This is a genomic window from Streptomyces sp. NPDC103540 (assembly GCF_055584445.1).
Window position 1 is genome coordinate 286396 of record NZ_JBVJMA010000011.1, and the last position, 21218, is coordinate 307613.

Below are 21218 nucleotides of genomic sequence, written 5' to 3' on the forward strand. Positions count from 1 at the left end.
AGCCACCGATCTGATGTGTCGTCAGTAACTTGTGGCCCGAGGAGTGCCGAAGGTGTCCGACCGCAAACGCTCCACCGCGCTCGCGCCGGCCCTCGTCGCCGTCGCCTCCGTCCTGCTCGCCGCCCCCTCGGCCCACGCCGACGTGGTCGACGTCGAGTACAACTGCCAGACCCCCATCGGGGACAAGTCGGCGGTCTCGCCCATCGACATCAAGGCCGTGAAGGAGGGCGACGGCTACAAGCTCACGATGTCCTTCCAGAAGGGCGTCTCCTCCAGCCCCATCGAGCTCGGCAAGGGCGCGATGAACCCCAGCGCCGTGATCATGGCGGACGGGGCCGAGAAGGTCTCCGTGCCGGTCTCCGGGCCGCCCAATCCCGAGGCCGCCCCCGCCAACACTCCCATCAAGATCACCGACCTTTCGGGCACCTACACCCCGAAGAAGAGCGGCAAGGTCACCTTCACCGCCGGCGTGCTGACCATCAAGGCCATGGGGACCACCACCACCTGCACCCCCGGCAACAGCCCGAAGCCCTCCCTCGAACTGGAGGTCACGGCGGCCGGCGGCGGCCAGGACGCGCCCCCGCCCGGCTCCGCCGTCCCGGGGGACACCCTCCCGCAGACGGGTCCCGCCGACTCCGCCCTCGCCCTCGGCACCCTCGGCGCCACCGTCCTGCTCTCCGGGGCCGCCGGGATGCTCTGGCTGACCCGGCGCGGCCGCGGGCCCCGGCACGACCCGTCCTGAACGGAGCGGCCCGGCCATGCCCCAGCCCCCCACCCGCCCCCACCGCGCCGGCGCCGCGCTCCGGTCCGGCGGCCCGCTCCCGTCCGGCGCCGCGTTCCCGCCCGGTGCCTCGCCCCGGTCCGGCGGCCCGCTCCGGACGGCCGCCCGTCCCGGGCCGAGGCTCCGCGCGTGGCTCCGGGCCGCGCCAGGGCTCGCGCTCGGGCTGGTGCTCGGGCTCGCCGCCGCGCCGGCGGTCGCCGCCGACGGGCCCGGCTGGAGCGCCGAACCCGCCGGCGGGCGCCCCGGAACGCCCGTACGCCCGTACTTCTACCTCGCGGGCACCCCCGGCACCGTGCTGGAGGACCGCCTCGCGCTCACCAACACCACCGACCGCGAACGCGTCGTCACCCTGCGCGGGGCCGACGCCCCCGCCGATGCCCCCGCCGGGCGCCCCGACGGGGGCGGGGCCGGGGCCGGGTCCTGGATCGGCTTCGCCGCCGACACCGTGCGGATCCCGCCCCGCACCCGCGCCGTGGTCCCCTTCACCGTCAGCGTGCCGCCCGCCTCCACCCCCGGGGACCACCCCGCCGTCGTCGTCGCCGGCGAGGCCGGCCGCGAGGTCGGCGTACGGATCCACCTGCGGGTCGGCGGCCCGACGCTGGCCGCCCTCACCGTCGAGGAGGTCTCCGTGCGCGGTCGCGGCGCCTCCACCGTCGTCGCCTACACCCTCGTCAACCGGGGCAACGTCGTCCTCACCGCCCCCGTGCTCTCCCCGGCCGCCCGAGGCCGCCTCGGGGACGTCCCCGCCCCCGCCGCCCGCGCCCTGCCCGTCGAGCTCCCGCCCGGCGGGCGGCTCGCGCTGACGGAACCCTGGCCGGACGCCCCCGCGCTCGACCGCGTCGACCTCACCCTCACGGTCACCGCCCCCGGCGCGGCCCCCGCCGGCGCCCGCACCACCGCCTGGTTCCTGCCCGGAACCCCCGCCGCCCGCGCCGGCGCCGGCCTGATCGCCCTCGGCGGGGCCCTCGCGGCCGGGCGGGCCCTCCTGCGCGCCCGCCGGAGCCGCCGCCGACGGGGCGCCGACGCCGACCGCCGACCGGCCCCCGGGGAGGGGCGCCACGTACCGCACCACGAGCTGACGGGAGCCACCAGGTGAGCCGCATGGCCGGCGCGAAGGCCGTCCCCCCGACCACCCCCCACCGGACCGCCCCCCGGGGCGCGGTGCCCGGCCTGCTCGCGGCGCTGCTCCTCGGGACGGCCCTCCTCGTGGCCGCCCTCCTCACGCCGGCCGGCCCGGCCGCCGCGGACGAGGCCGGGCCCGCGGTGACGCTCTCCCTCCAGGAGGCCGGCCAGGGCACCGAGATCACCGTCGACGGCACCGGCTGGCGGCCGAAGACCATGGTCATGCTGCTGGTCTGCGGCCAGAACATGATCGGCGGCACCAACAGCTGCGCCAACGCCGACGGAGCCGCCGTCTCGGTCGCCGAGGACGGCCGCTTCGGGGCCCGGCTGGCCGTCGTCGCCCCGCCGAAACCCTGCCCGTGCGTGGTCAACGTGGCCTCCGTCAACGGGGACGGGGCCACCGTCGCCGTCCCGCTGAGGATCGCCGGCCATCCGGTCGCGGACCTCCCCACCGAAGCGGGCACTGCCCGGCTCGCCGTGCTCACCGGGGTCCGCCTGAAGGGCGAGGACGGGGTGCTGACCTGGTTCGGGGCGCCGCCTGGCCGCAGGTTCACCGTCACCGTCGGCAATCTGGGCTCCGCCCCCGTCAAGGACCCCGTCTTCCGCCTCGGCACCGCCCGCGGGGTGTTCGCCCCGACCTGGGAGGAGGCCCGCTGGAAGGGCACCATCGCGCCCGGCGGCAAGGCCGAGATCGCCCTCGACGTGGCGCTCCCGGCCGGCGCGCACGGCGACCACACCGTCTCCCTCACGTACGGGGACACCCTCCTGGCCACCCAGCCCTGGGGCGTGGACCGCCCGTACGGGGTGCTGCTGTTCTGGGGCCTCCTGCTGGTGGTGGTCCCGACCGCCCTGTTCCGCGTCGGCATGGCCGTCGTCGACCGGTTCCGGCCGCGACCCGGCGGCGGGCCCGCCGCCGGCCGGCACCGCGGCGGGCGGCTCCCGGACGTGGCGAGCGCCGTGACGGCCCGGCTCCCGAGGATCACGACCGGACGGGCCCCCGCGCCCACCCCCCAGACCACCACGGCGGTCCTGCCGTGGTTCACCCCGGACAGCGCGCCGGGACCGGCACCACAGGCGTCCGCACCGTCTGAGAACCGTTCGACGACGAAGGGACATTCGTGAAGACCCAACGGAGGGTGAGCGCGGCCCTGACCGCGCTGCTGCTCGGCGGCGCCGCCATAGCCACCGGGGCCGCTCCCGCCCAGGCGGCCGAGACCAGCTTCAAAGTCAAGTGCGTGCCGCCGGCGGGCGGCGGCAGCCCGGTGGAGGGCGAGACCACCGCCAAGGTGACCGCGCCCGCCACCGCGAAGGTCGGTGACGAGGTCGAGGTGTCCTGGGAGACCGTCAAACCCGCGTCGAACAACACGGACCTGATGGACATCCCGCAGGACTCGGTCCAGCCCACCGGCTGGATCACGGTCGGCGGGGGAGGCGAGCTGAAGGTCGTCGGGGAGAAGAAGAACCCGCCGATCCCCAAGAAGGCCCCGATGCGGATGTCCACGATGAAGGGCAAGCTGAAGCTCACCAAGGCCGGGAAGATCACCCTGACCCCCGGCAAGTACGACGTCGCCGTCAGCTTCTCGTTCGGCACGTTCGTCACCAAGTGCGCCCCGACGGGAGCCGTGGGCGTCGGAGCCACCATCGACGTGTCGGCCGGATCCACGGGCGGCACGACCACCGGCGGCACGACGACGGGCGGTACGACGTCGGGCACCACGACCGGCGGCACCACGACCGGCGGCACGACCACCGGCGCCACGACCGGTTCCACGACGAGCGGCTCCACCACGGGCTCCACCACGGGCGGCGGCGGTGGCCAGACCGACTTCCCGGGCAAGGCGGTCGAGGTCACGTACGACTGCGGCGCCGTGGTCCCCGGCGGCATCAAGACGCCGGTCACGATCAACGCGAAGAAGAACGGCGGGGGCTACGACCTCACCGTGAAGACCGCCAAGGGAGCCATGGCGGCCCCCATGGCCCTGCCCGCGGGGGCGCTCAAGCCGTCGATGGAGATCAAGCTCGGCGGCGCGGACAGCGGCTCGGTGAAGGTTTCCGGCCCGGCGAACGCGGAGCCCATCGCGGACAAGGCGCCGGTCAGCCTCAACGACATGACCGGCACCTACAAGCCCGGCAAGACCGGCAAGGTCACGCTGAGCCCCGACCAGCTGACCATCGACGTCACCATGGCCCCCGGCTCCGCCCCCATCGTCGTGCCCTGCAAGGCTGCCGGCAGCGGGGTCTCCCTGGAGCTGGACACCACCGCCCAGCCGGGCGGATCGGGCTCCACCACCGCCGGAGCCGTCGGCTCCTCGGGCTCCGCCTCGGGCGGCCTCGCCGAGACGGGCGCCGAGGACGAGGGCGGCATCAGGGCTCTGGCCCTGGTCGCCGGCACGGTGATCCTGCTGGGCGGCGCGGTCTTCGCCTTCACCCCCTGGCGCCGCCTGCGCGGCGCCCGCCGGTGACCGCGTAGCGACACGGGAACGGCCCGGCACACCTTCCGGTGTGCCGGGCCGTTCACCACTCGCGCGGGGTGCGTCAGTGCACGCTGCCCATGAGGGACTGGACCTTCTTGCGGTACGAGAAGACCGCGAAGCCGGCCAGGACCGCGGCGGCCGCCTCGAAGGCGATCACCCACGTTCCGTTGAGGTCGACGCCGGCCAGGGAGAGCAGACCGGTCGTGCAGTCACCGGCGGTGACCGCCAGGAACCAGACGCCCATCATCTGGGAGGCGTACTTCTGCGGGGCCATCTTCGTGGTGACCGAGAGGCCGACCGGGGAGAGGCACAGCTCACCGATGGTCTGGATCATGTAGATCGAGACGAGCCACATCGGGGAGACCTTGGTGTCACCGCCGGCCATGCCCATCGGAACGATGAAGACGAAGAACGAGGCACCGACCAGCACCAGACCCATCGCGAACTTCACGATGGTGTTCGGCTCCTGGTTCTTGCGGGCCAGCCACAGCCACAGCCAGGCGAAGACCGGGGCCAGGGCCATCACGAACAGCGGGTTCAGCGACTGGTACCAGGTGGCCGAGAAGGCGAAGCCGAAGACGGTGTCGGAGGTCTTGGAGTCGGCGAACAGGGACAGCGTGGAGCCACCCTGGTCGTAGATCATCCAGAAGACGGCGGCGGCGATGAAGAACCAGATGTACGCGGTCATGCGGGACTGCTCGGGGGCCGAGAGGTCCTTGTCGCGCTTGATGCGCGTCAGCACCGCGATCGGGATGATCAGACCGGCCAGCGTCAGCGGGACCAGCGCCCAGTTCAGGGTGTACATGCCGAGGGCGACGACCGCGCCGTAGAAGACGGCGATGACCAGGGCGACGAGGGCGACCTTGGTCAGGACGGCCTTGCGCTCCTCGGGCGACAGCGGGTTCGGGACCTGGCTGCTCTTGGGGCTCAGGTGCTTGGTGCCCAGCAGGAACTGGAGCAGACCCAGGCCCATGCCCGCGGCGGCGAGGGCGAAGCCCAGGTGCCAGTTGTGCTCCTTGCCGATCGTGCCGACGACGAAGGGAGCGACGAAGGCACCGAGGTTGATGCCGATGTAGAAGAGGGTGAAGCCACCGTCACGGCGCGGGTCCTCGGGACCGTCGTAGAGGTGGCCGACCATCGTGGAGATGTTGGCCTTGAGCAGACCGGAACCGGCCGCGACGAGGATCAGACCGACGAAGAACATCGCCTGGCCGGGAATGGCCAGCGACAGGTGACCAGCCATGATCACGAAACCGGCGATGGCGACCGTCTTGCGGGCGCCCCAGACGCGGTCACCGAACCATCCGCCCGGCATGGCCATGAGGTAGACCATGGAGACGTACACGGAGTAGATGGCCGTGGTGGTGGCCGCCGTCATCGCCAGACCGCCACCCTGGCTGCCCGTGGCGGCGTCGGCGCCGCCCGAGACCAGGTAGTAGACGAGAAGGGCGCGCATGCCGTAGTAGGAGAAGCGCTCCCACATCTCGGTCATGAACAGAGTGGCCAGGCCACGGGGGTGGCCGAAGAAGGTCTTCTCGGGCGCCGGGGACGCCGAGTCCTTCGTCAGGCTGGAAGCCATGGTCGATCCTTGCTTGCTCGGGACGCTCGGCTTCGTGAGCTGTTCAGCGCCCGGTGGGGGGTGGCCGGCACCGGCGACGGATGACCCGCCCCACGCCCTGGGGCCTCGTTCCCCGGGTTGTCGGGGTAGAAGGGTCGGCCGTAACCGGGATCCACGCCCTGCGCGCCTCCTCGCGCGCCGGGCCCGGCCCATAGGTCATTCACTGTCATCTGGGCCGGCTGAAACCGACCAGAGCAGAATTTGAGGTTCCTTGCTCGCTTTTCGGCACAAAGATCCCCTGAGTAGTGCATCAGGCGTCTCGCCACCATACGACACGACAGTGCGGCATATGGAAGGACTTGAGAGATGGATCACAGGTCCGCCGGGAACCGATTCGCCATATTCGAAGGCGGTCGTCGGCTCATAACCCCAGTTCGAGAGGGGTCTGCGGGCAAGGGTCTCCTTCAGGCCGTCGCGGACTACCATCACCCACATGACGCGTGTACTGCTCGCCGAGGACGACGCATCCATCTCGGAACCCCTGGCCCGCGCCCTGCGCCGGGAGGGTTACGAGGTCGAGGTCCGGGAGGACGGCCCCACCGCCCTGGACGCGGGACTTCAGGGCGGCGTCGACCTCGTCGTCCTGGACCTGGGGCTGCCCGGCATGGACGGCCTGGAGGTGGCCCGGCGACTGCGCGCCGAGGGCCACGGCTTCCCGATCCTGGTCCTCACCGCCCGGGCCGACGAGGTCGACACGGTGGTCGGCCTGGACGCCGGCGCCGACGACTACGTGACCAAGCCCTTCCGGCTCGCCGAGCTGCTGGCCCGCGTACGGGCCCTCCTGCGGCGCGGCGCCTCCGACAGCGCCCAGGCCCCCGCCACCCACGGCGTGCGCATCGACGTCGAGTCGCACCGCGCGTGGATGGGGGAGGAGGAGCTCCAGCTCACCGCCAAGGAGTTCGACCTGCTGCGCGTCCTGGTCCGTGACGCCGGCCGCGTCGTCACCCGCGACCAGCTGATGCGCGAGGTCTGGGACACCACCTGGTGGTCCTCCACCAAGACCCTCGACATGCACATCTCCTGGCTGCGCAAGAAGCTCGGGGACGACGCCGCGAACCCCCGCTACATCGCCACGGTCCGCGGCGTCGGCTTCCGCTTCGAGAAGAGCTGAGACACCCCCCGAGCCATGCGCCGCCGCCTGATCAACTCCACGCTCGCCGTGGTGCTCGTCGTGATCGCCGTGTTCGGGGTCTCCCTGGTCATCGTGGAGACCCGGACCATCACCAGCAGCGCCCAGGACCGCATCGGCTCCGAGGCGCTGCGGCTCCTCGGGATCGTCGAGGCGGACGCCCTCGAACACAAACCGATCGAGGCCGGGGCCCTCGCCGAACAGCTGGACCTCGGCACCTACGCCCGCATCGTCGTCCCCGGCCACCCGATCGTCGAGGTCGGCGACCGGGTCGACGGCAGCGTCATCCGGGGCACGGCGCGCGGGGAACAGGGCGAGTTCGTCGTGGTCGAGGAGTCCCGCTCGACCGTCACCCGCGAGGTCGGGCGCACCCTCGCCGTGGTCGGGGCGGTGGCGCTGCTGGCCGTCGTCGCGGCCGTCCTGCTCGCCGTACGCCAGGCCAACCGGCTGGCCTCCCCGCTCACCGACCTCGCCGAGACCGCCGAACGGCTCGGCTCGGGCGACCCGCGCCCGCGGCACAAGCGCTACGGGGTGCCGGAACTGGACCGGGTCGCGGACGTACTGGACTCCAGCGCCGAGCGGATCGGGCGGATGCTGACCGCCGAGCGGCGCCTGGCCGCGGACGCCTCGCACCAACTGCGGACCCCGCTGACGGCCCTGTCGATGCGGCTGGAGGAGATCACGGTCACCGAGGACCTGGAGACCGTACGGGAGGAGGCGACCATCGCCCTCACCCAGGTGGAGCGGCTCACGGACGTGGTCCAGCGGCTGCTGACGAACTCCCGCGACCCGCGCACCGGCTCGGCGGTCCCCTTCGACCTCGACGAGGTCGTCAAACAGCAGGTGGAGGAGTGGCGGCCGGCCTACCGCAGCGCCGGGCGGGCCATCGTGAGCTCCGGGAAGACGGGGGTGCGGGCGGTCGGCACCCCCGGGGCGGTCTCGCAGGTCCTGGCGACCCTCGTGGAGAACGCGTTGATGCACGGCGGCGGGACCGTCGCGCTGCGCACCCGGGTGATCGGCAACCAGGCCGTGCTGGAGGTCACGGACGAGGGCCCCGGCGTCCCGCCCGACCTCGGCAACCGGATCTTCGAGCGGGCCATCAGCGGCCGCAACTCCACCGGCATCGGCCTGGCCGTGGCCCGCGACCTCGCGGAGGCCGACGGCGGTCGCCTGGAACTGCTCCAGGCCCGACCGCCGGTGTTCGCGCTGTTCCTCAGCCGTACGGCGCCGCAGCCGCCGGAACCGGAGGAAACCGTCCGCTGACCCCGACCGCACGGCTCCGGCGGGGTGTTACTGGGCCGCGGGCTCGGGGGTGCGCGGCGCGGCGGGCAGGTCCTGCGCGCCGTCGCGCTGCTCGACCACCAGCGAGGGGGCCGCCGGCGTGGGCAGGGCCTTGAAGACCCAGGTGCGGTAGGACCAGAAGCGGAAGACGGTCGCCACGCCCATGCCGAGGAACTTGAAGATGTTGTTCTGCAGCGAGCTGTCCCAGCCGAAGCCGTACGTCGCCACGTAGAGCACGCCGCTCTCGATGACCATGCCGATGGCGCTGAAGAGGACGAAGAGCACCATCTCGCGGCGACGGCTGCCGAGGTCGCGGTCGCGGTAGGTGAAGTACCGGAAGCCGATGTAGTTCGTGATGATGGCCACCACGATGGCTATGACGTTCGCGCGCACGATCTGAAGGTCCGTCGTGCTCCGGAGCAGGTTGAACACGCCGAAGTTGACCAGGACGCCCAGTCCACCGACTGCGCCGAACTTGATGGCTTCGCGGGCGAGACCGCGAAAACGCTCGGACAGCGGTACAGCTTTCGGCGTGCTCATGTGATGGTTCAGTCCCTGTCGGTCGTCGTCACCCACGGCGTCACGGCCGATGCGCGGGCGTCACTCGAATGCGTCAACCCGTCCATGTTAAGTGTCGCCCCGGGGCGCCGTACGTGCCTTCGCGCCCCGTGCGACGCACGGCACACGGGTACGCGCCAGGCCACGTCCGGATGGCGGAATACCGACGGATACCCTGGAGGCGTGACGTTCCCGGTAGTCGGCATGGTCGGCGGCGGACAGCTCGCCCGCATGACCCACGAGGCGGGTATCCCCCTCGGTATCAGATTCAAGATCCTCAGTGACACACCACAGGATTCGGCGGCCCAGGTCGTGAGCGATGTCGTCATCGGCGACTACCGCGACCTGGAGACGCTGCGCGCGTTCGCGCGCGGATGTGACGTGATCACCTTCGACCACGAGCACGTGCCCACCGAACACCTTCGGGCCCTGGAAGCGGACGGCATCCCCGTCCGCCCGGGGCCCGACGCGTTGGTGCACGCCCAGGACAAGGGGGTGATGCGCGCCAAGCTCGACGAGATCGGCGCGCCCAGCCCCCGCCACCGGATCGTCGCCGATCCGGCGGACGTCGAGGCCTTCGCCGCCGAGGTGGGCGGGTTCCCCGTCATCCTCAAGACGGTGCGCGGCGGCTACGACGGCAAGGGCGTGTGGTTCGTGCGCACGCCCGAGGACGCGCACGCCCCGTTCAAGGCGGGCGTGCCGGTCCTCGCGGAGGAGAAGGTCGAGTTCGTCCGCGAGCTCGCGGCGAACATCGTCCGCTCCCCGCACGGCCAGGCGGTGGCCTACCCGGTCGTCGAGTCCATCCAGGTGGACGGCGTCTGCGACACGGTGATCGCCCCCGCCCCCGACCTGTCCGAGGCCCTCGCCGGCGAGGCGCAGGCGCTCGCCCTGCGCATCGCCAAGGAGCTCGACGTGACCGGCCACCTGGCCGTGGAGCTGTTCGAGACGGCCGACGGCCGCATCCTCGTCAACGAACTGGCCATGCGCCCGCACAACAGCGGGCACTGGACGCAGGACGGTGCCATCACCTCCCAGTTCACCAACCACGTCCGCGCGGTCCTGGACCTCCCCCTGGGCGATCCGCGCCCCCGGGCCCGCTGGACGGTCATGGCCAACGTGCTCGGCGGTGACTACCCCGACATGTACGCGGCGTACCTGCACTGCATGGCCCACGACCCGCAGCTGAAGATCCACATGTACGGCAAGGACGTGAAGCACGGCCGCAAGGTCGGCCACGTCAACACCTACGGCGACGATCTGGACGACGTGTTGGAGCGCGCACGTCACGCAGCCGGCTACCTCAGAGGAACGATCACCGAATGAGCACCACCCCCGCGGGCACGGGCCCCGTCGTCGGCATCGTCATGGGCTCCGACTCCGACTGGCCGGTCATGGAGGCCGCCGCCCAGGCGCTCGACGAGTTCGAGATCCCCTACGAGGTCGACGTGGTCTCCGCCCACCGGATGCCGCGCGAGATGGTCGCGTACGGGGAGCGGGCGGCGGACCGCGGCCTGAAGGCGATCATCGCGGGCGCGGGCGGAGCCGCCCACCTGCCCGGGATGCTGGCCTCGGTCACCCCGCTGCCCGTCATCGGCGTCCCCGTACCGCTGAAGTACCTCGACGGCATGGACTCCCTGCTGTCGATCGTGCAGATGCCCGCCGGGGTGCCCGTCGCCACCGTGTCCGTGGCCGGCGCGCGCAACGCCGGCCTGCTGGCCGTACGGATGCTGGCCGCGCACGACACGGAGCTGCTGGCCCGGATGCGGGACTTCCAGCAGGAACTGAACGACCAGGCCACCGAGAAGGGCAAGCGGCTGCGGACGAAGGTCGCGGGCGCGGACTCCTTCGGGTTCGGCAAGTGAGCGCCGCGCAGCGCCTGCGCCAGGCGCGTGAGCTGCTGGCCGAGCACCCGGTCGTGGACGGCCACAACGACCTGCCGTGGGCGCTGCGCGAACAGGTCCGCTACGACCTCGACCGGCGCGACATCGCCGCCGACCAGAGCGACCACCTGCACACCGACATCCCCCGGCTGCGTGCCGGGGGCGTCGGCGCCCAGTTCTGGTCGGTGTACGTGCGCTCCGACTACGCGGGCGACCAGGCGGTCAGCGCCACCCTGGAGCAGATCGACGTCGTGGCCCGCCTGATCGACCGTTACCCCGGCGACCTCGTAAGGGCGCTGACGGCGGACGACATGGAGGCGGCCCGCGCCGACGGCCGGATCGCCTCGCTGATGGGCGCCGAGGGCGGGCACTCCATCAACAACTCCCTCGCCACGCTGCGCGCCCTGCACCGGCTCGGCGTGCGGTACATGACGCTGACCCACAACGACACCATCGACTGGGCGGACTCGGCGACCGACGAGCCGCGCCACGGCGGGCTGAGCGACTTCGGCCGCGAGGTCGTCCGCGAGATGAACCGCGTCGGCATGCTCGTCGACCTCTCGCACGTCGCCGACACGACGATGCGCGACGCGATCGCCGTCTCGGCCGCGCCGGTGATCTTCTCGCACTCGTCGGCGCGGGCGATCTGCGACCACCCGCGCAACGTCCCCGACGACGTACTGGAGCTGCTGGCGGCCAACGGCGGCGTGGCCATGGCCACGTTCGTGCCGAAGTTCATCCTGCCGGCGGCGGTCGAGTGGACCCTGGCCGCCGACGAGAACCTGCGCGCGCACGGCTTCCACCACCTCGACACCACGCCGGACGCGATGGCCCTGCACCGGGCCTTCGAGGCGGGGCGTCCGCGCCCGGTGGCCACCGCCGCCACCGTCGCCGACCACCTGGACCACATGCGCGAGGTCGCCGGCGTCGACCACGTCGGCATCGGCGGCGACTACGACGGCACGGCCTTCACCCCGGCGGGCCTGGACGACGTGGCGGGCTACCCGAACCTGGTGGCGGAGCTGCTGGACCGCGGCTGGTCCCGCGCGGACCTGGCGAAGCTGACCTGGGCGAACCCCGTACGGGCGCTGCGCGACGCGGAGGCGGTGGCGGCCGACCTGGCGGCGACCCGGCCCCCGTCGGACGCCCACCTGTAGCCGTACCCGTCGCCGCCGGGCCCTTCCCGCCGGGCCCTTCCCGTGTTCCGACGCGGGGAGGGCCCGGCGGTCGGCGCGGGGAGAGCACGGCGCGGGGGAGGGGAAACGGCCCGGAGCGGGCGAACCACCCGATTGCCACACCCGTCGGGCACCCCCCACGCCTCACGTGTCACGGTGGGCACCACTCTCCCTGCCGACTCCGAGACCCCGGAGCGAACGCCATGGCCGACCTGCAGGATGAACCGCAGACCCTCGGCGTCGGTGCCGAGGACCTCCCCGCCGCGACCTCCCCGGCCGGTGCCCTCGACCGCGCCGCCGCCCTGCTCGCCGCACACCCCGTCGCCGACGGGTGCAACACCCTCGTCTGGACCCTGCGCCACAGCCCGTACCACGACATCGAAACCCCCGACGGCGGCGTCGACACCGACATCCCGAGGCTGCGCTCCGGCGGCGTGGGCGCCCAGTTCTGGACGCTGCTGACGCCCCACGAGGCGGCCGTCGGCGACCCGGTCGTGTCGGAGACCCTCGAACAGATCGACGTGGCACTCGCCCTGATGCGCCGCTACCCCGACCGGCTGTGCCTCGCGCTGACCCCCGACGACATGGCCGACGCCCGCAACCGCGGACGCATCGCCTCCTTCCTCGGCCCGGTCTCCGGCCGCACCCTCACCGGCTCGCTGGGCGCGCTGCGCGCCTTCCACTCCCTCGGCGTGCGCCTGCTCGCGCCGGCGGGGGCGCCCTGGGCGCAGGAGGGGCTGACGGCCTTCGGCCACGAGGTGGTGCGGGAGGCGAACCGGCTGGCGATGGTGCTGGACCTGACGGGCTGCCCGCCCGTGGCGGCCTGCCAGCTCGCCGCGGCCTCCAAGGCCCCGGTGATCGTCTCGAACGCGGGGGCGGCCGCGCTCAACCCGCATCCGGGCAACGTCACGGACGAGGTGATGCTCGCGCTGCGCGCGGCGAACGGCCTGGTGATGGTCACCTTCGACACCGCGCGCACCGGGGATTCCCTGCACGCGGTCGCGGACCACGTGGAGCACGTACGGGCGCTCGCGGGTGCGCAGGGGGTGGGCCTGGGCGCCGCCTTCGGCGCGGAGCCGGGCACGGCCCGGCCGGCCGGTCTGACCGATCCCTCGGGCTACCCGAGGCTGATCGCGGAACTGCTGGAGCGGGGCTGGTCGGAGGCCGACCTGGCCCTGCTCACCTGGGGCAACGCCCAGCGGGTGCTGCGCGACGCGGAGTTCACGGCCCGCGCCGCGCAGCACCGAAGATCCTCTTAGGCCCGTCCGGCCAACGCGTGCTTCGGCAGGACGGTGGCCTTCCACAGGCGGATGCCGGACCACACGGTGGCGTACAGCAGGAGACCGTTGCGCGCGCACAGCAGGATGGTGCCGAGCGTGGTGTTCTCCAGGATGTCCGAGCCGTACCAGATCGGGAAGATCAGGGTGGTCAGGGCGTTGGCGACGACCAGCAGCCAGGCGATCGGCCGCTGGGTGGTGTGCCGCGAGGTCAGGCAGACGGCGGCGAGGCCGAGCAGCCAGATCATGTACTGCGGGCTGATGACCCGGCTGGTGACGGTGAAGACCAGGATGGCGCAGAGCGCGGCGTCGAAGGGCGTCGCGTTCGACCAGCGGTTGGCCTTGACGCGCCACAGCAGGAGCAGCAGGAAGCCGATCACCGTCAGGCCGAGCGAGGCCCGCGCGATGCTCGACACGTACGGGCCGACGTACTCGAAGGCGCCGTACTGGAAGTTGATCTTGCCGGGCCACAGGTCGACGAGGCGGGCGGCCATCAGCGCGCTGCCGCCGAGGGACTCGACCTGTACGCCGCGGTCGCCCTGGTTGCCGAGGAAGCCGAAGGTGTCGCGGAACAGCAGCGCGAAGACGCCGAGCAGCGCGAGGGCGGAGACGACCGCCGAGACGAAGGCCTGTCGCGTGGACTTGCCGCGCGGGGTGCCGAGCAGCGTGAGCAGCGGCCACACCTTGACCATGGCGCCGATGCCGGCGATGGCACCGCCGACCAGGGGCCGGTAGCGCAGGAACAGCAGCGAGCCGACGGCGAGCAGCGTGACCTGGATGTCGTAGCGGGCGAACGGGGTGGCCATCATCATCGGCAGCGTGACGAGCCACAGCACCGCGCCGGCCATGCTGCCGTCGTTGCGGCGGGCCACGCGTATCAGGCCGAGCAGCAGCAGGCCGTCGCACAGGACGGTCAGCGCGACGAAGGCCTGGAAGTAGCTGAGGAAGGGGAGCAGGTCGGGCGAGAGGAAGATCGCCGCGGCCGCCGGGGGGTACTGCCACATGATGTCGTTCTGCGGCAGCGTCCCCGTGACGAGGACGTTGTACCAGTTGTGGTAGGTCGCGGTGACCTCCACGCGGACGACGTTCGAGCTGAAGAAGTCGTTGACGAGCATCCAGAGCATCGCTGCCCGGGAGGCCAGCCAGAAGCCCGCGATGCCCCACAGGGCCCCGCGTCCGCGCATGGCTGCTTCGAAGGATCCCCGCCGGTCACGCGTGGCGGGCGCCGCCGTCGCAGATGCGGTGGGGTTGGTCGGGAGGCTGCTGGTCGTGGTCATCGGCCCGAAGTCTACCCAGTCATTTATTCCACTTCTTTGACTGAGGTCGTTCAAAACTGGGTATCGGTATACGCCCTGGTCGGGCCGTCGCACCCGAACTCCCCCAAGGGAAAAGCCGGTACGGGGCCGCCTGGCCGCCCCGCCGCCGCACCCCTTCCCGCACGTGTCCCTACGCGCGCGGGCGCCCCATCGCGCGGTAGGTCCAGCCGGCCGCCCGCCACCGGGTGGCGTCCAGCGCGTTGCGCCCGTCCAGGACGAGCCGGTCGGTGACGGCCTCGCCGAGGGCGACGGGGTCGAGCTCGCGGAACTCGCGCCACTCCGTCAGGTGCAGGACGACCTCGGCTCCGCGCGCGGCCTCCAGCGCGGAGTCGGCGTAGCCGAGGGTCGGGAAGACGCGGCGGGCGTTGTCCATGCCCTTGGGGTCGTAGACGGTGACCTGTCCGCCCTGGAGGTGGATCTGCCCGGCGACGTTGAGGGCGGGGGAGTCGCGGACGTCGTCGGAGTCCGGCTTGAAGGTGGCCCCGAGCACGGCGACGCGCTTGCCGAGGAAGGACCCGCCGACGGCCTCGCGGGCCAGCTCCACCATGTGGCCACGCCGGCGCATGTTGATGGAGTCGACCTCGCGCAGGAAGGTCAGGGCCTGGTCGGCGCCGAGTTCGCCGGCGCGGGCCATGAAGGCGCGGATGTCCTTGGGCAGGCAGCCGCCGCCGAAGCCGATGCCGGCGCGCAGGAACTTCGCGCCGATCCGGTCGTCGTGGCCGATGGCCTCGGCCAGCTTGGCCACGTCGCCGCCGGCCGCCTCGCAGACCTCCGCCATGGCGTTGATGAAGGAGATCTTCGTGGCGAGGAAGGAGTTCGCGGCGGTCTTCACCAGCTCCGCCGTCGGGAAGTCGGTGACCACCAGCGGGCTGCCCTCGGACATCGGGGTCTCGTACACCTCGCGCAGCACCTTCTCCGCGCGCTCGCCCCGGACGCCGATGACGATCCGGTCGGGGTGCAGGGTGTCCCGGACGGCGAAGCCCTCGCGCAGGAACTCGGGGTTCCAGGCCAGCTCCACGTCCTCGCCGGCCGGCGCCAGCTCGGCGAGCCGGGCCGCGAGCCGCTCGGCGGAGCCCACGGGCACGGTCGACTTGCCGACCACCAGCACCGGCCGGGTCAGGTGCGGGGCCAGGGACTCCATCGCGGAGTCGACGTACGACATGTCACAGGCGTACTCGCCGTGCTTCTGCGGGGTGTTCACGCAGACGAAGTGGACGTCGCCGAAGGCGCCCACCTCCTCCCAGGAGGTGGTGAAGCGCAGCCGCCCGGTGGAGCCCGGCAGGCCGGCGACGTGCGCGGCGAGGAGTTCCTCCAGCCCGGGCTCGTACATGGGGACCCGGCCCCGGGCCAGCATCTCGATCTTCTCCGGCACCACGTCCAGGCCCAACACCTCGAAGCCCAGCTCGGCCATCGCGGCGGCGTGCGTCGCGCCGAGGTAGCCGGTGCCGATCACGGTGATCTTGAGGGGGGCCATGGGTGCTCCAGAGGTGCGGGGCCGTTTGCGGCACCCGAGCATAGTGCCGCCCCCCGTGGGGGACGCTCTCCGCTGTCACGCAGCTCACGTGCGCGGTACATATCGCCGGCGGGGCGCCGGACACTAAGATTTCGGTTACTTAACGGTAGTTAGCATCACGCATCACACATGGGGAGTGAGAGTCTTGGCGGGTTCTGCCGACTTCGACCTGTACCGCCCGGCCGAGGAGCACGACATGCTCCGCGAGTCCGTCCGCTCGCTCGCCGAGGCGAAGATCCTGCCGTTCGCCGCCGCGGTCGACGAGGAGTCCCGCTTCCCGCAGGAGGCCCTCGACGCCCTGGTCGCCAGCGACCTGCACGCCGTCCACGTCCCGGAGACCTACGGCGGTGCCGGGGCCGACGCCCTCGCCACCGTGATCGTGATCGAGGAGGTGGCCCGCGTGTGCGCCTCCTCCTCTCTTATCCCGGCCGTGAACAAGCTCGGCTCCCTCCCGGTGATCCTCTCCGGGTCCGAGGAGCTCAAGGCCAAGTACCTCGGCCCGCTGGCCAAGGGCGACGCGATGTTCTCGTACGCCCTGTCCGAGCCCGACGCGGGCTCCGACGCCGCCGGCATGAAGACCCGCGCCGTGCGCGACGGCGACTTCTGGGTGCTCAACGGCGTCAAGCGCTGGATCACCAACGCGGGCGTCTCCGAGTACTACACGGTCATGGCCGTCACCGATCCGGAGAAGCGCTCCAAGGGCATCTCCGCGTTCGTCGTGGAGAAGGGCGACGAGGGCGTCTCCTTCGGCGCCCCCGAGAAGAAGCTCGGCATCAAGGGCTCCCCGACGCGCGAGGTCTACCTCGACAACGTGCGCATCCCCGCCGACCGCATGATCGGCGCCGAGGGCACCGGCTTCGCCACCGCGATGAAGACCCTCGACCACACCCGCATCACCATCGCCGCGCAGGCCCTCGGCATCGCCCAGGGCGCCCTCGACTACGCCAAGGGCTACGTCCAGGAGCGCAAGCAGTTCGGCAAGCCGATCGGCGACTTCCAGGGCGTGCAGTTCATGCTCGCGGACATGGCCATGAAGATCGAGGCCGCCCGCCAGCTGACGTACTCCGCCGCCGCCAAGTCCGAGCGCGTCGACGGCGACCTCACCTTCTTCGGCGCCGCGGCCAAGTGCTTCGCCTCCGACGTCGCCATGGAGGTCACCACCGACGCCGTCCAGCTCCTCGGCGGCTACGGCTACACCCGCGACTACCCGGTCGAGCGCATGATGCGCGACGCGAAGATCACGCAGATCTACGAGGGCACCAACCAGGTCCAGCGCATCGTCATGGCGCGCAACCTGCCGTAACGCCCCCGAGTACCACCCGGCCCACGGCCCCCGACCACGTCGGGGGCCGCTGCGCCGTGCCCGGGACCGGGCGCCCGCACGGGCCCGCCGCTCACGGAGCGTTTGTAACGATTCCGATCCAGCGGGCGGACGCGGCGCCCCCACCGGCCCCGCCACGACGGCCGCCCGGCCGCCCCGCGCCGCCCCGCACGGGCGGGCCACCCGCCCCCGCCGGCCACGGGCGGTGAGCGGAAGGTCCCCCGCTGATCAGTGCGTCTTCCGCTCCGACGGCCGAATCTCGCGCGTCCAAAGAGGACGACGCGGGGCGTACGGGCCCCGGCGCGCCGTCATGGTGCGGAACCCGCCGTAACCGGAACGTTGCCGCCGGCGCCCCGCCCGGGCCGCCTCCGGCCTTGGTACTTCCCCGGATGGGCTAACTTTGATGCTTCGTACGCCTGAACCGGTTGGGGAGAGAACAAAATGACGGAAGCGATCCTGCTGGTCGGCGGGCAGGGGACGCGACTGCGCCCCGTGACGGTGAACACCCCCAAGCCGATGGTTCCGGCCGCGGGTGTCCCGTTCCTCGCCCACCAGATAGCCAGGGCCGCAGCCGCCGGTGTCACGCACATCGTGATGGCCACCTGCTACCTCGCCGAGGTCTTCGAGCCCTACTTCGGCGACGGATCCGACTTCGGCATCACTCTCGAATACGTCGTCGAGGACGAGCCGCTGGGCACCGGCGGTGCCATCCGCAACGCCGCCCAGCGCCTGACCGGCGGCCCGGACTCCCCGGTCCTCGTCTTCAACGGCGACATCCTGACCGGCCTCGACATCGCGGGCCTGGTCCAGTCGCACCAGGACGCCGACGCCGACGTCTCCCTGCACCTCGTGCGCGTCGAGGACCCCCGCGCCTTCGGTCTGGTCCCCACCGACTCCGAGGGGCGGGTGCTGGCCTTCACCGAGAAGCCCCAGACCCCCGAAGAGATCATCACCGACCAGATCAACGCCGGCTGCTACGTCTTCCGACGCAGCGTCATCGACTCCATCCCGGCCGGGCGACCGGTATCCGTCGAGCGCGAGACCTTCCCCGGCCTCCTCGACTCCGGCGCCAAGCTGCACGGCGTCACCGAGGACACCTACTGGCTGGACCTCGGCAAGCCCGAGTCCTTCGTGCAGGCCTCGGCCGACCTCGTCCGCGGCGTCGTCTCCTCCCCGGCCGTCCCCGGCCCCCGCGGCGAGGCCCTCGTCCTCCCGGGTGCCCAGGTCGCCGACGGAGCCAAGCTCTCGGGCGGTACCGTGGTGGGTGCCGGCGCCCGGATCGAATCGGGCGCGGTCGTCCAGGGCTCGATCGTGCTGGACGGTGCGATCCTCGGCCCGGACACGGTGGTGAGCGCCAGCCTCATCGGCGCCGGCGCCTCGGTGGGCTCGCGCACGGTGGTGAACGGCGCGGTCGTCGGTGACGGTGCCGTCGTAGGGGCTGACAACGAACTTCGCGCAGGGGTGCGGGTGTGGTGCGAGGCTGAACTGCCCGACGCCGCCGTCCGCTTCTCCTCCGACCGGTGACCAACTTCAGTGAGGCACAACCTGTGATAGGCGAGCAGCAGACTTCCCGCGCGACCGACGTCGCGACCACCAAGCTCCCCGACACCTGGGCGCACACGCCGCTCACCGTGGTCATGCCCACCTACAACGAGGCGGGCAACCTCCCCGGCATGGTGGAGCTGCTCATGGGCCTCGACCAGCCGGGCCTGCGCCTGCTGATCGTGGACGACTCCTCTCCCGACGGCACCGGCAAGATCGCCGACGAGCTGGCGGAGGGCTTCCTCACCGAGGACGGCAAGCCCCGCATGTCGGTCCTGCACCGCACCGCGAAGGACGGCCTCGGCCGCGCCTACGCGGCCGGCATGGCCAAGGCCGTCGAGGACGGCGCCGAGTACGTGCTCCAGATGGACGCGGACGGCTCGCACCCGGCCGGCAAGATCGCCGAGATGCTGGGCGTCGCCCGCTCCACCGGCGCCGGTCTCGTCGTCGGCAGCCGCTACGTGCCGGGCGGCACCCTCTCCGACGCCTGGGGCGCGCACCGCAAGCTGCTCTCCCGCTGGGCCAACGCGTACGCGAGCACCATCCTCGGCACCCGCGTCCGTGACATCACGGGCGGCTTCAACCTGTGGAGCGCCCCCGCGCTGAAGGCCATCGACCTCGCGTCGATCGGCAGCGCCGGCTACAGCTTCCAGGTGGAGATGAAGTACAAGGCCCTGCGCCGCGGCTTCCAGGTGATGGAGGTCCCGATCCACTTCGAGGACCGCACCGTCGGCGAGTCCAAGATGAACCTGGCCGTCCAGCTGGAGTCCATCGCGATGCCGTGGAAGCTGCGCGCCCGCGCCGGCAAGTGACCCACGCGCACACACGCGCATGAGGAAGGGGCACCCCCTCGGGGGTGCCCCTTCCTTCTTGTCCCGACCCTGTGCCGACGTTCCGTGCCCGCCCCTACGGAGCGCCCTGCGCGGCCTTCCGCGCGGGCCGCTCCCCGTCCCGCCCGCGCGGCGGACGGCTCTCCAGGAACCGCTTCAGGCGTCCGGAGAGCGGCCGTTCCACGAACCGTTGGATCAGCCAGGACGCCAGCACCATCACGGCCATCGCCGACAGCATCAGCGTCCACGGCTCGACGTCCTTGTGCCACTTCGCGAGCAGGGTCACCCCGATCTGCTGGTGCAGCAGGTAGAGGGGGTAGGACATGGCGCCCGCGACCGACAGCCAGCGCCAGTCGACGCGGTCCAGCCATCCGAGGGCCACCGCGGCCAGGACCACGTAGGCCAGGGTCACGATGAGCAGGCACATCTCCCAGGAGAGCCTGTCGCCCTTGACCGTGTTCCAGCGCACGATGTCGTTCAGCCAGCGCTGCATCAGCAGCCAGGAGAAGGCCAGCAGCACCCACGGCTCGCCGGCGCGCGGCCCCTCGCGGCGGATCAGGTAGAAGCAGATGCCGGAGATGAACAGGGGCGAGTAGTCCGGATTCGCCAGGACGTGGAGGATCGGCAGGCCCGAACCGGGCGCCAGCAGGGACAGGACGGTCCAGATCCAGCAGAAGTTCAGCACCTTGCGGTACGTCAGCCCGGTCCAGGCGACCACCGCGAAGATCAGGTAGAAGCGCACCTCGGACCAGAGGGTCCAGTACGAGGGGTCCAGCGGGGCGGAGCCCAGCGGGGTCTGCACCATCGTCAGGTTGGTCAGGATCTGGCTCAGCCCCGGGCCCGCGCCCCCGAAGGGCTTGCCCACGGCCAGCAGTACGCCCATGGTGACCAGGACGCAGAACCAGTAGGCCGGCGCCAGGCGGATCACGCGGCTGCGCAGGTAGCTGCCGAGCGGACGCCCCCACGCCGACATGCAGATCACGAAGCCGCTGATCATGAAGAACAGCTCCACGCCGAGCCAGCTGTAGCGGCCCACCACGGTCAGCCAGCCGAACTCGTCGCGCCCCCACACCTCCTGGCGGGTGTAGTGGTGCACGAGCACCAACACCGCGGCCAGGATCCGCAGTCCGTCCAGGATCCGCAGCCGGGGACGGGCGGCGGGCGTCGACGCACCGGTCTGTCCGGGCACGGAGGCCCCGCCGGCGACGGGACGGCCGAGGGGGGTCTCGTGTGGTCGCTCGCCGTCCTCCCGCCGGTCGTCGAGGACGTGCGGGGACGGATGAAGGGACATGGGAGGCTCCACGGGCAGGACGGACGCGTGCCCGCATGTGCGACGGCCGCGCCGGAAAAGGGCCCGGCCGAACGTTCCCCCCGGCGGACGGGCCGCCACAGTCTTACGAG

At 72.0% G+C, this 21218-nt stretch carries 18 protein-coding genes; 13 read left to right on the forward strand and 5 right to left on the reverse strand.

The window, feature by feature from the left end:
- The first annotated feature begins 52 nt into the window (after window positions 1-52).
- Genes ACZ6ZI_RS26760 through ACZ6ZI_RS26775 form a run of 4 tightly spaced genes read left to right on the forward strand, consistent with a single transcriptional unit; the run spans window position 53 to window position 4365 of the window.
- On the forward strand, window positions 53-742 hold the full coding sequence (locus ACZ6ZI_RS26760; RefSeq protein WP_469524790.1) for an LPXTG cell wall anchor domain-containing protein: 690 nt from the start codon (window positions 53-55) through the stop codon (window positions 740-742).
- Between the two features lie 16 nt (window positions 743-758).
- On the forward strand, window positions 759-1877 hold the full coding sequence (locus ACZ6ZI_RS26765) for a COG1470 family protein (protein ID WP_469524794.1): 1119 nt from the start codon (window positions 759-761) through the stop codon (window positions 1875-1877).
- A gap of 5 nt (window positions 1878-1882) precedes the next feature.
- Window positions 1883-3025 (forward strand): hypothetical protein, encoded by a 1143-nt coding sequence (locus ACZ6ZI_RS26770; protein ID WP_469524796.1) that lies wholly within the window; start codon window positions 1883-1885, stop codon window positions 3023-3025.
- On the forward strand, window positions 3022-4365 hold the full coding sequence (locus tag ACZ6ZI_RS26775) for a hypothetical protein (RefSeq protein ID WP_469524798.1): 1344 nt from the start codon (window positions 3022-3024) through the stop codon (window positions 4363-4365). Before ACZ6ZI_RS26770 ends, ACZ6ZI_RS26775 begins: the two co-directional genes overlap by 4 nt.
- Window positions 4366-4438: 73 nt before the next feature.
- Here ACZ6ZI_RS26775 and ACZ6ZI_RS26780 read toward each other — a convergent pair whose 3' ends face one another.
- The gene (locus ACZ6ZI_RS26780; RefSeq protein WP_363055010.1) at window positions 4439-5956 is read right to left on the reverse strand and encodes a peptide MFS transporter; all 1518 of its coding nucleotides are present in this window, start codon (window positions 5954-5956) and stop codon (window positions 4439-4441) included.
- Window positions 5957-6428: 472 nt separating this feature from the next.
- Between ACZ6ZI_RS26780 and ACZ6ZI_RS26785 the strand changes: the two genes are divergently transcribed.
- Complete coding sequence (locus ACZ6ZI_RS26785) at window positions 6429-7106, forward strand: response regulator transcription factor (protein WP_363055009.1); 678 nt, start codon at window positions 6429-6431, stop codon at window positions 7104-7106.
- A 15-nt stretch (window positions 7107-7121) separates the two neighbouring features.
- Entirely contained in the window at window positions 7122-8387 is a 1266-nt protein-coding gene (locus ACZ6ZI_RS26790) for an ATP-binding protein (RefSeq protein WP_469524801.1), read from the forward strand.
- Window positions 8388-8414: 27 nt separating this feature from the next.
- Here ACZ6ZI_RS26790 and ACZ6ZI_RS26795 read toward each other — a convergent pair whose 3' ends face one another.
- Window positions 8415-8945 carry a GtrA family protein gene (locus ACZ6ZI_RS26795; RefSeq protein WP_363055007.1) on the reverse strand — a complete coding sequence of 177 codons (531 nt, stop codon included), beginning with the start codon at window positions 8943-8945 and terminating at the stop codon, window positions 8415-8417.
- 201 nt (window positions 8946-9146) lie between these two features.
- Between ACZ6ZI_RS26795 and ACZ6ZI_RS26800 the strand changes: the two genes are divergently transcribed.
- From ACZ6ZI_RS26800 to ACZ6ZI_RS26815, 4 genes are all read left to right on the forward strand, one after another.
- On the forward strand, window positions 9147-10286 hold the full coding sequence (locus tag ACZ6ZI_RS26800; RefSeq protein ID WP_363055006.1) for a 5-(carboxyamino)imidazole ribonucleotide synthase: 1140 nt from the start codon (window positions 9147-9149) through the stop codon (window positions 10284-10286).
- Window positions 10283-10825 carry a 5-(carboxyamino)imidazole ribonucleotide mutase gene (gene purE / locus ACZ6ZI_RS26805; RefSeq protein WP_469524805.1) on the forward strand — a complete coding sequence of 181 codons (543 nt, stop codon included), beginning with the start codon at window positions 10283-10285 and terminating at the stop codon, window positions 10823-10825. The genes ACZ6ZI_RS26800 and purE overlap by 4 nt, the downstream gene beginning before the upstream one ends.
- The gene (locus ACZ6ZI_RS26810; RefSeq protein ID WP_469524807.1) at window positions 10822-12000 is read left to right on the forward strand and encodes a dipeptidase; all 1179 of its coding nucleotides are present in this window, start codon (window positions 10822-10824) and stop codon (window positions 11998-12000) included. The genes purE and ACZ6ZI_RS26810 overlap by 4 nt, the downstream gene beginning before the upstream one ends.
- Window positions 12001-12221: 221 nt before the next feature.
- Complete coding sequence (locus ACZ6ZI_RS26815) at window positions 12222-13277, forward strand: membrane dipeptidase (protein ID WP_469524809.1); 1056 nt, start codon at window positions 12222-12224, stop codon at window positions 13275-13277.
- Here ACZ6ZI_RS26815 and ACZ6ZI_RS26820 read toward each other — a convergent pair.
- Both ACZ6ZI_RS26820 and ACZ6ZI_RS26825 read right to left on the reverse strand, forming a co-directional pair.
- Window positions 13274-14572 (reverse strand): glycosyltransferase family 87 protein, encoded by a 1299-nt coding sequence (locus ACZ6ZI_RS26820; RefSeq protein WP_363055002.1) that lies wholly within the window; start codon window positions 14570-14572, stop codon window positions 13274-13276. The genes ACZ6ZI_RS26815 and ACZ6ZI_RS26820 overlap by 4 nt on opposite strands.
- A gap of 169 nt (window positions 14573-14741) precedes the next feature.
- Window positions 14742-16085 (reverse strand): UDP-glucose dehydrogenase family protein, encoded by a 1344-nt coding sequence (locus ACZ6ZI_RS26825; RefSeq protein ID WP_469524813.1) that lies wholly within the window; start codon window positions 16083-16085, stop codon window positions 14742-14744.
- A gap of 184 nt (window positions 16086-16269) precedes the next feature.
- Between ACZ6ZI_RS26825 and ACZ6ZI_RS26830 the strand changes: the two genes are divergently transcribed.
- The 3 genes from ACZ6ZI_RS26830 (at window position 16270) to ACZ6ZI_RS26840 (ending at window position 19799) form a co-directional block, all read left to right on the forward strand.
- Complete coding sequence (locus ACZ6ZI_RS26830; protein ID WP_363055000.1) at window positions 16270-17427, forward strand: acyl-CoA dehydrogenase family protein; 1158 nt, start codon at window positions 16270-16272, stop codon at window positions 17425-17427.
- A gap of 459 nt (window positions 17428-17886) precedes the next feature.
- Window positions 17887-18969, forward strand: a complete 1083-nt coding sequence (gene manB / locus ACZ6ZI_RS26835) for a mannose-1-phosphate guanylyltransferase (protein WP_363054999.1) — start codon at window positions 17887-17889, stop codon at window positions 18967-18969.
- 113 nt (window positions 18970-19082) lie between these two features.
- Window positions 19083-19799 (forward strand): polyprenol monophosphomannose synthase, encoded by a 717-nt coding sequence (locus tag ACZ6ZI_RS26840; protein WP_363055160.1) that lies wholly within the window; start codon window positions 19083-19085, stop codon window positions 19797-19799.
- 94 nt (window positions 19800-19893) lie between these two features.
- On the opposite strand, the gene ACZ6ZI_RS26845 is transcribed toward ACZ6ZI_RS26840, so the two are convergent.
- Complete coding sequence (locus ACZ6ZI_RS26845; protein ID WP_469524816.1) at window positions 19894-21108, reverse strand: acyltransferase family protein; 1215 nt, start codon at window positions 21106-21108, stop codon at window positions 19894-19896.
- Window positions 21109-21218: the final 110 nt, after the last annotated feature.

Coding starts and splice junctions, on each gene's coding strand:
- ACZ6ZI_RS26765 (WP_469524794.1), top strand. CDS start 759: ATGCCCCAGCCCCCCACCCGCCCCCACCGCGCCGGCGCCGCGCTCCGG.
- ACZ6ZI_RS26770 (WP_469524796.1), top strand. CDS start 1,883: ATGGCCGGCGCGAAGGCCGTCCCCCCGACCACCCCCCACCGGACCGCC.
- ACZ6ZI_RS26780 (WP_363055010.1), bottom strand. CDS start 5,956: ATGGCTTCCAGCCTGACGAAGGACTCGGCGTCCCCGGCGCCCGAGAAG.
- ACZ6ZI_RS26785 (WP_363055009.1), top strand. CDS start 6,429: ATGACGCGTGTACTGCTCGCCGAGGACGACGCATCCATCTCGGAACCC.
- ACZ6ZI_RS26790 (WP_469524801.1), top strand. CDS start 7,122: ATGCGCCGCCGCCTGATCAACTCCACGCTCGCCGTGGTGCTCGTCGTG.
- ACZ6ZI_RS26795 (WP_363055007.1), bottom strand. CDS start 8,945: ATGAGCACGCCGAAAGCTGTACCGCTGTCCGAGCGTTTTCGCGGTCTC.
- purE (WP_469524805.1), top strand. CDS start 10,283: ATGAGCACCACCCCCGCGGGCACGGGCCCCGTCGTCGGCATCGTCATG.
- ACZ6ZI_RS26815 (WP_469524809.1), top strand. CDS start 12,222: ATGGCCGACCTGCAGGATGAACCGCAGACCCTCGGCGTCGGTGCCGAG.
- ACZ6ZI_RS26820 (WP_363055002.1), bottom strand. CDS start 14,572: ATGACCACGACCAGCAGCCTCCCGACCAACCCCACCGCATCTGCGACG.
- ACZ6ZI_RS26825 (WP_469524813.1), bottom strand. CDS start 16,085: ATGGCCCCCCTCAAGATCACCGTGATCGGCACCGGCTACCTCGGCGCG.
- manB (WP_363054999.1), top strand. CDS start 17,887: ATGACGGAAGCGATCCTGCTGGTCGGCGGGCAGGGGACGCGACTGCGC.
- ACZ6ZI_RS26840 (WP_363055160.1), top strand. CDS start 19,083: ATGCCCACCTACAACGAGGCGGGCAACCTCCCCGGCATGGTGGAGCTG.
- ACZ6ZI_RS26845 (WP_469524816.1), bottom strand. CDS start 21,108: ATGTCCCTTCATCCGTCCCCGCACGTCCTCGACGACCGGCGGGAGGAC.